Below are 6,754 nucleotides of genomic sequence, written 5' to 3'. Positions count from 1 at the left end.
AGTACACCTGCATTATTCACTAATACATCTACTTTACCAAATGTTTCTACAGTTTTCGCAACTAAGTTCTTTACATCATCAATCTTAGAAATATCAGTAGGTACACATAAAACAGTACCTCCTGCTTCTTCAATTTCTTTACCTACTTCTTCTAATACTTCTTTTCTTCTTGCTGAAATAACAACCTTTGCACCTTCACTCGCAAATAATTTTGCAATAGCTTTACCAACACCTGCATTACCGCCTGTAACGATAGCGACTTTATTATCTAATTTACCCATATTCAAGCCTCCTTGTTAAAATAGTAACATAACTGTAAGCGTATTCATAGAGTGGATAATCAAATTCATCTATTTTTATATAAAAAAACACCTCAAGAATAATCTTGAAGTGTTTGAGCTATTACTGTTCTTCTGGTAATTCCTTAAGATCATCATCACCAGTTACATAGTGTAAGATAGTCTTTGCAGCAGTTCTAGGACCATCATATTCCTTACCCTTAATACCAAGTCTTGTACGAAGTACACCAACCTGTACACCCTGTTCAAACATCTTATGGAAGAATTCCTGTAATAATGGTTCTGTCTGTTCTTTTCTCTGAACTGGACCAAATGGGTTTGCGAAATAAGAGCCAACTAAACCATATTCAGTAGTAGTACCCTTAGCCATACGGTTACCAGCTCTGAATACCTTTAATGCATCTTCTTCATTATCAAAGAATTCTAAGGCTTCACCTTCAGCTTCATAGTTATTAGCATATAAGAAGATATCTACATCATGATCAGCGATAACATCCTTATAATCAGTAATAGGAATTACGATACGTGCATTGACCTTATCTGGGTTCATGAATACTGATCTATCTAATTCCTTAAAGCTGTAACCAGCATCTAAGTCATCAAGACGAACGAAGGCACCAACTTCTGTACCTGAAGTCTTTACTTTACCGTCAACTAATGATAAGCAACCCATATCATCATAGATAGTCTTGATATCTTCAATATAAGCTTCACCATAAGCCTTGATTTGTTCAATAGTTTCTGATTTACCAGCACCAGAGTCACCCATTACGACGATATTCTTTTCAGAACCATCATGTAACTTCATCTGGATCATAGCACCATGGATAGGTAATTTGTGGTGATTGATGTTAGATACGTTGTGAAGTGTTAAACACATCTTCTTCATATATCCGAAGTAATCGAATTCATCACTTGCTGATAGTTTAGCAACCATCATATCGTTCTTGTCATCCTGGAAGAATGACTGATCCTTCTTACCGTCTTCATAACCATATACATATACTAGATCTGGTTTATTATGTCTATATTCTGATTCATCAGCAAGTTCAAATAAGTTACATAAAGTAACACCCTGTGCCATAAACTTAGTATTGAAGTAAACGAAACATAATAACTTACCAACCTTTGCAGGGTAACATAACCACTGATCAGGATTAAATGTTAAGTCAGTAACTGGATTTGTTCTACTTTCTGGGAATACACCATCTCTTTTGTTTCTCTTAGAATAAGTGATAAATGGTGGATGAATAACAACCTGTTCAATGAATGGAACATCCTTTAAACATTCATAATCATCAGGTAAACCTGTAGTTAAGTGAGTAACAGTTAAACCAGCATTCACACCAGCTGTAATCTGTCTTAATACCTTATCGTTCTTACCTACAGCTCTCTGCATTGAACGATATACTTCTAATACAAGTTTTTCAAACTCTTCCTGAGCGTCAGCGAACTGTACACTCTGATAACCTGATTTCTTTGAGTCATTGAAAACAATTGCATATCTCTGAAGTTTTCTCCAGTATAAATAAATGTCTTCAATTAACTTTACGAACATATCACGATCTTCAAAATACACTGCATATTCTGGTCTTAATGCACAAACCTGTTCTGCATCAAGTACAAGTAATAACTTGAAAATGCTTCTTAAATCTCCTAATAAGAAGAAATCATCCGCATTGCGTTCATGTAAATAAATATATAACTGTGTTTCTAATCTGCGCTGATTCTTAATGAATTTCTCCAATACTTTAGAGAAAGATTCACTTTCCACTAATTCACATCTACTCTGACAGAATTCTTCAGAGAAGTTTAAGATTGCATTACCTCTAGTAATTTCGAATTTCTTAGCCATTTTTTCATCCTTTCTAAATAGATTATGTTAGCTCCTATCTACTTTACCCCATAATAACAGAGAAATTTACAATATGCAAAGCCTAATTTTGTAATTATCATATGTAAGCGTTATTATTTATGGAATTTAGTAAATTCCTATTTTTGGCTTGCTAAGTTAGTGAAATCTAATCTGTAACATAAAAAAGACCTTAACTAGAAGGCCTTAAAGAATACTTTACCAACTATTTCTTTCCTAAAAGAAACAGCACCTATATAACGAGAATCTGTAGAATGGTTTCTATTATCCCCCATAATAAAGACATCACCTTTAGGAACTGTATAAGTCCAGTTAGTGTCTGTCATTTGTTCATTGATATATGTTTCATTGACTTTCTTACCATTACGGTAGAGTTCATGATCAATACATTCTATTGTATCACCCTGCTTGCCAATGACTCTTTTAATGATCTGTCTCTGCTGTCCTAATATATTACATTTCGCAATGACAACATCACCATATTTTACATCATCATAATGATAGAACTGCTTATTGACTAAGACAATGTTCCCTTCATGATAATTAGGTTCCATAGATTGTCCTTCTACATGAGAAATCTGGACAAAGAATAAGAAACCATATGTAAGAACTACTGTCACAAGAATAACTTTTACATATTCTAATATTGTTTGTTTCATATTTTTCATTTTAATCACCGAAACGATTATACCATAGTTTTAGGATAATTCCTTGAATAAACTAAAAATAAAGGGAATAGGAATAATACTTGCGCATAAATCAGATATAGGCTGAGATAATGCTAAACCTGTAATACCCCATATGTGAGGCAATAGGATAACAAGCGGGATAAAAGCCAAACCACTTCTTAAAGCAGCTAGGAATGTCGCTATGACACTTCTACCAATACTTTGGAACAACATATTTGCACCAATACTAATAGCCATAAAGAATATCGCAATACATTCAAATTTCATCGCAAGCTGCGCAATAGAGAGTACTTGACTATCCTGTGTAAAGAGTAAGAGAAGCGGTTTTGTGAAGCATAAACAGATGACACTAATAATACTTAATAGAATAGTAGAAAGAGTCACAGTGAAGATAAATGCTTGTTTCAATCGATCGTATCTTTTTGCACCATAGCTAAATGCTGATACTGGCTGGAACCCCTGTCCTATTCCCACTCCTACTGAGAAGATGAGATTAGATATACGACTCACAACACTCATTGCTGCAATCGCTTCATCTCCATAGATTCCTGCCGCAAAGTTAAGAGTCATAACACTGATACTATTTAATCCCTGACGACATAATGAAGGGAATCCTACCGCAACAATACTTCCAATGACATGTTTTTCTAAACTTACATATTGCCATTTAAAACAGCTTTGTGTCTTTCCTTTGTGATACATAGAATAGAGAATGAATGCACTGATATACTGAGACAGGGCAGTAGAGAGTCCTGCACCTGTGACACCCATATGAAATATGCGCATAAAAATATAATCACCAAAGATATTAATAATAGAACCTGATGTGAGTCCAATCATTGCAAGTGATGCTTGTCCTTCATATCTTAGTATATTATTCATCACACATGATGAAGTCATAGCAGGTGCTGCAATCAAAATAAAGAAGGCATAGGCTCTTGCATAAGGTAGGATAGTTGAAGTAGAGCCCATCAAATACATAAGTGGATTTAAGAATATAAGACCTAGTATCGCAATCAAAGCACCAAAAAAGAGTGAGCCAAAAAAGCTTGTAGATGCAAATATACGTGCTTCTTCTACTCTTTTTGCCCCTAGTCTTCTTGATATATTTGCGCCTGCCCCATGTCCAAACATAAAGCCAAAGGCTTGTAATATCGCCATCAATCCAAAAACAATCCCTACTGCACCTGTAGCACTTGTCCCTACTGTAGAGACAAAGTACGTATCAGCCATGTTATATATATTAGTGACTAACATTGAGATAGTTGTTGGTAATGCGAGAGTAAGTATCAGAGAAGGGATTGGCTGCTTGATCATTCTCTCATACTGTGATTCATATTGTGTCATAAAATTTTCCCCCTTTTGGTTATTTATTATAGAACTACATCACACTTAAAACAATCAAGGTTCACTTTCTGAAAAAATTGTGATAATGTAAGAGATGCGAGGTATGAGAAAATGTATAAAAAAATATTAACACTAGTATTATGTGCTTTCTTTGTATTAACTGGATGTTCTTCTCAAACAGCTGTTAAATCACAAGCAAGTACATATGCAGTACTTACTAAAAAGAAGATGAGTAAACTTCTTAAGATGAAGATACACTATGATCTTATTGTAGTGAGCAGTAAAGATTTAACTAAAAAAGATATGAAGGTTTTAAGAAAGAAATCTAAACAGATTTATTTCTATATGAGTTTAAAGAAACCACATCACAAAGCTGAAACTTTAAAGGCTGATGGTATCTTTATTAGTAAGATTGATGATGCAGATGCATTAGATGCTCTTATCAAGGAAGCAAATCAGAATAAGTTAAAGGTTATTGTGAATAATGCCTATGATTATAGAGAAACTGTTTATAAGAATTCTAAGATGGTTGCAGGTGTAAACCAGACTAGTATGATGACTAAGAAACAAGGGAAGAAGTATGTAAAACAGGATACTGAAGTATCAACACGCTTAAAGAAATATTTAAGTACATGCCAGGAAAAAGGTATTGCGACTTATTTAGTAGAGTATACTAAAAATACTGACTGGAGAGCTGCAATCAATGCTTATTGTAAGAAGCATCATATTACTTACTACAATCCAACTATTAAGTAAGACACATGGAAACATGTGTTTTTTATATGTAAAAAAGACCTCCGAAGAGGTCTATTAATAGAAAACCCAAGCAAACATCGTTTGCACAATGCCGCTACTGTAAAAGAATATCTTTTTCCACCTATCACGATGATACACTGTCTAAAACCAACTGTCAATGACTGATCTGAGAATTTTGAAGCGTCTTTTTACTTACTACAATCCAACTATTAAGCAAGACACATGGAAACATGTGTTTTTCATGTACAAAAAAGACCTCCGAAGAGGTCTTTTAATAGAAAACCCGAGCAAACATCGTTTGCACAATGCCGCTACTGTAAAAGAATATCTTTTTTCATCTACTGCAATGTTACACTGTCTAAAACCAACTGTCAACTACTAATCCTAGAAATTTGAAAGTTCCTTGGATTAATTTATTTGTCTTATAATAGGTAAAATTTCTATCAATCCTTCTTATTAATTTCTTCAATTCCCCACTTTCATATAAGGCAACTCCTTCACTTCTTACCATTTTCTTATGCATATACAATAATGTAATAATCTGTTGAATTCTCTCGTTACTCATTCTATTCTTTCTGAAATTAGAATTCATATGCGGAATATTCATTAGTTCTTCTGTAATGTCTTTCTTTGTTCGATGTTCTGCAGTATGAGATCTCAAATCATTTAATATACAATTACTATGAGCTGATGCATTTCTAATTTTTTTACAAGTTAACAACCCATAATAATCATATTTCATTTCCTTATCAGAGAAACGATTAGCACAATAGTGATAAAATCCAACCAATTTCCCAAACGATATTATTTCAATAAATGCCCAAACAGGATAATTACCTTCGTATTTTTCAATAATATCCCTGCAATAGATACCTCTTCTGTTCCTATTAATCTCAGATTCAAAATAATTCTTTTGCCTGTCATCCAAAGAACCAATATAATCTTTGACTATTTGATAACCATCTTCATCATACTCATCCATTTTCCTTAATAATTGTAGCTTCGTATGATGTTCAATATCCAAAGCCATTTCTACTACTCTATAGCGAAGACGCATATCAATGATCGACATATCAACTAGATAGGCAAACTCCAACCTAATATATTTACCCTTATTTTCTCCACCTGGATGCTTATCATAATTTTTTCTGAAAGAAGTCAACTTATAATAATTATTGTTGTATTTGAGATATTGTTTGGCTGATTCCTCATCCATAATATTGAAAAGTATTCCCTTGTCTTTCAAATGTTGAATCTGTTCATCTAGAGATAATCTTGGTTTATCATTTTCCATCATCAGTCTCCTTTAAACGTATCAAAAAAAACTATAAGATTACTCTTATAGTCTTCTACTTATTCATACTATTTAAAACTACTTTTTTCTCATTATCAAAGACATTGTTTACATCCAAATCTTCTTGCACATCCATTACATATAGGTTTTGATGCACATTCTATACAATGTTCACTGAATTCTCTTTTATACAATTGATCTTCTCTTAATTCATTATCAAAGAAATCATAAAGATGATATATAGGTTTCTTTCCTTGATAATTCATTCTAGATCGATAGGCTATTCTTGTCTGAGCTACTTTCCCTTTTACTCGATAATGAATACCATCCTTCACAAAATGAGATCCTGTTTCTATAAAAGTGAATGTAGTGTTCTTATTCACACATTGATTATGTAAAGATTTAATCCAATCGAAGTCACATGCTCTTGTACCACCATAATTTAAAATGGTACCCATAAGGAGGACAACAACCTGACAGTTGTGATACCCCTCCT

At 33.4% G+C, this 6,754-nt stretch carries 6 protein-coding genes and 1 pseudogene; 1 reads left to right on the top strand and 6 read right to left on the bottom strand.

Translation table 11 applies throughout. The features are described 5' to 3' along the window. The 4 genes from ACT8VG_RS05835 to ACT8VG_RS05820 form a co-directional block, all read right to left on the bottom strand. On the bottom strand, positions 1-281 hold a 281-nt coding region (locus ACT8VG_RS05835; protein ID WP_444195398.1), incomplete at its 3' end, for an SDR family NAD(P)-dependent oxidoreductase. A gap of 121 nt (positions 282-402) precedes the next feature. Then, a complete protein-coding gene (locus ACT8VG_RS05830; protein ID WP_117460203.1) occupies positions 403-2,154 on the bottom strand; it encodes a phosphoenolpyruvate carboxykinase in 1,752 nt (583 codons plus the stop codon). Between the two features lie 194 nt (positions 2,155-2,348). Then, positions 2,349-2,840, bottom strand: a complete 492-nt coding sequence (lepB, locus tag ACT8VG_RS05825) for a signal peptidase I (protein ID WP_432267927.1) — start codon at positions 2,838-2,840, stop codon at positions 2,349-2,351. 30 nt (positions 2,841-2,870) lie between these two features. Beyond that, the gene (locus ACT8VG_RS05820; protein WP_444195397.1) at positions 2,871-4,208 is read right to left on the bottom strand and encodes an MATE family efflux transporter; all 1,338 of its coding nucleotides are present in this window, start codon (positions 4,206-4,208) and stop codon (positions 2,871-2,873) included. Between the two features lie 111 nt (positions 4,209-4,319). Here ACT8VG_RS05820 and ACT8VG_RS05815 point away from each other — a divergent pair, with 111 nt between their 5' ends. Beyond that, the gene (locus ACT8VG_RS05815; protein WP_444195396.1) at positions 4,320-4,964 is read left to right on the top strand and encodes a hypothetical protein; all 645 of its coding nucleotides are present in this window, start codon (positions 4,320-4,322) and stop codon (positions 4,962-4,964) included. A 358-nt stretch (positions 4,965-5,322) separates the two neighbouring features. On the opposite strand, the gene ACT8VG_RS05810 is transcribed toward ACT8VG_RS05815, so the two are convergent. Both ACT8VG_RS05810 and ACT8VG_RS05805 read right to left on the bottom strand, forming a co-directional pair. Next, a complete protein-coding gene (locus tag ACT8VG_RS05810; RefSeq protein ID WP_444195395.1) occupies positions 5,323-6,258 on the bottom strand; it encodes an Abi family protein in 936 nt (311 codons plus the stop codon). A 95-nt stretch (positions 6,259-6,353) separates the two neighbouring features. Then, positions 6,354-6,754 (bottom strand): annotated as a pseudogene (locus ACT8VG_RS05805) (hypothetical protein); the annotation flags it as partial.

Origin of the sequence: Catenibacterium sp., from assembly GCF_052354645.1 — a bacterium.
Taxonomy (GTDB): Bacteria; Bacillota_I; Bacilli_A; order Erysipelotrichales; family Coprobacillaceae; genus Catenibacterium; species Catenibacterium mitsuoka_A.
The sequence above is the reverse complement of the archived record's forward strand: the minus strand, read 5'-3'. Positions and strand labels throughout refer to the sequence as shown.

Excerpts from the sequence above, each read along its gene's own strand:
- ACT8VG_RS05830 (WP_117460203.1), bottom strand. The coding sequence starts at position 2,154 with ATGGCTAAGAAATTCGAAATTACTAGAGGTAATGCAATCTTAAACTTC.
- lepB (WP_432267927.1), bottom strand. The coding sequence starts at position 2,840 with ATGAAAAATATGAAACAAACAATATTAGAATATGTAAAAGTTATTCTT.
- ACT8VG_RS05820 (WP_444195397.1), bottom strand. The coding sequence starts at position 4,208 with ATGACACAATATGAATCACAGTATGAGAGAATGATCAAGCAGCCAATC.
- ACT8VG_RS05815 (WP_444195396.1), top strand. The coding sequence starts at position 4,320 with ATGTATAAAAAAATATTAACACTAGTATTATGTGCTTTCTTTGTATTA.
- ACT8VG_RS05810 (WP_444195395.1), bottom strand. The coding sequence starts at position 6,258 with ATGGAAAATGATAAACCAAGATTATCTCTAGATGAACAGATTCAACAT.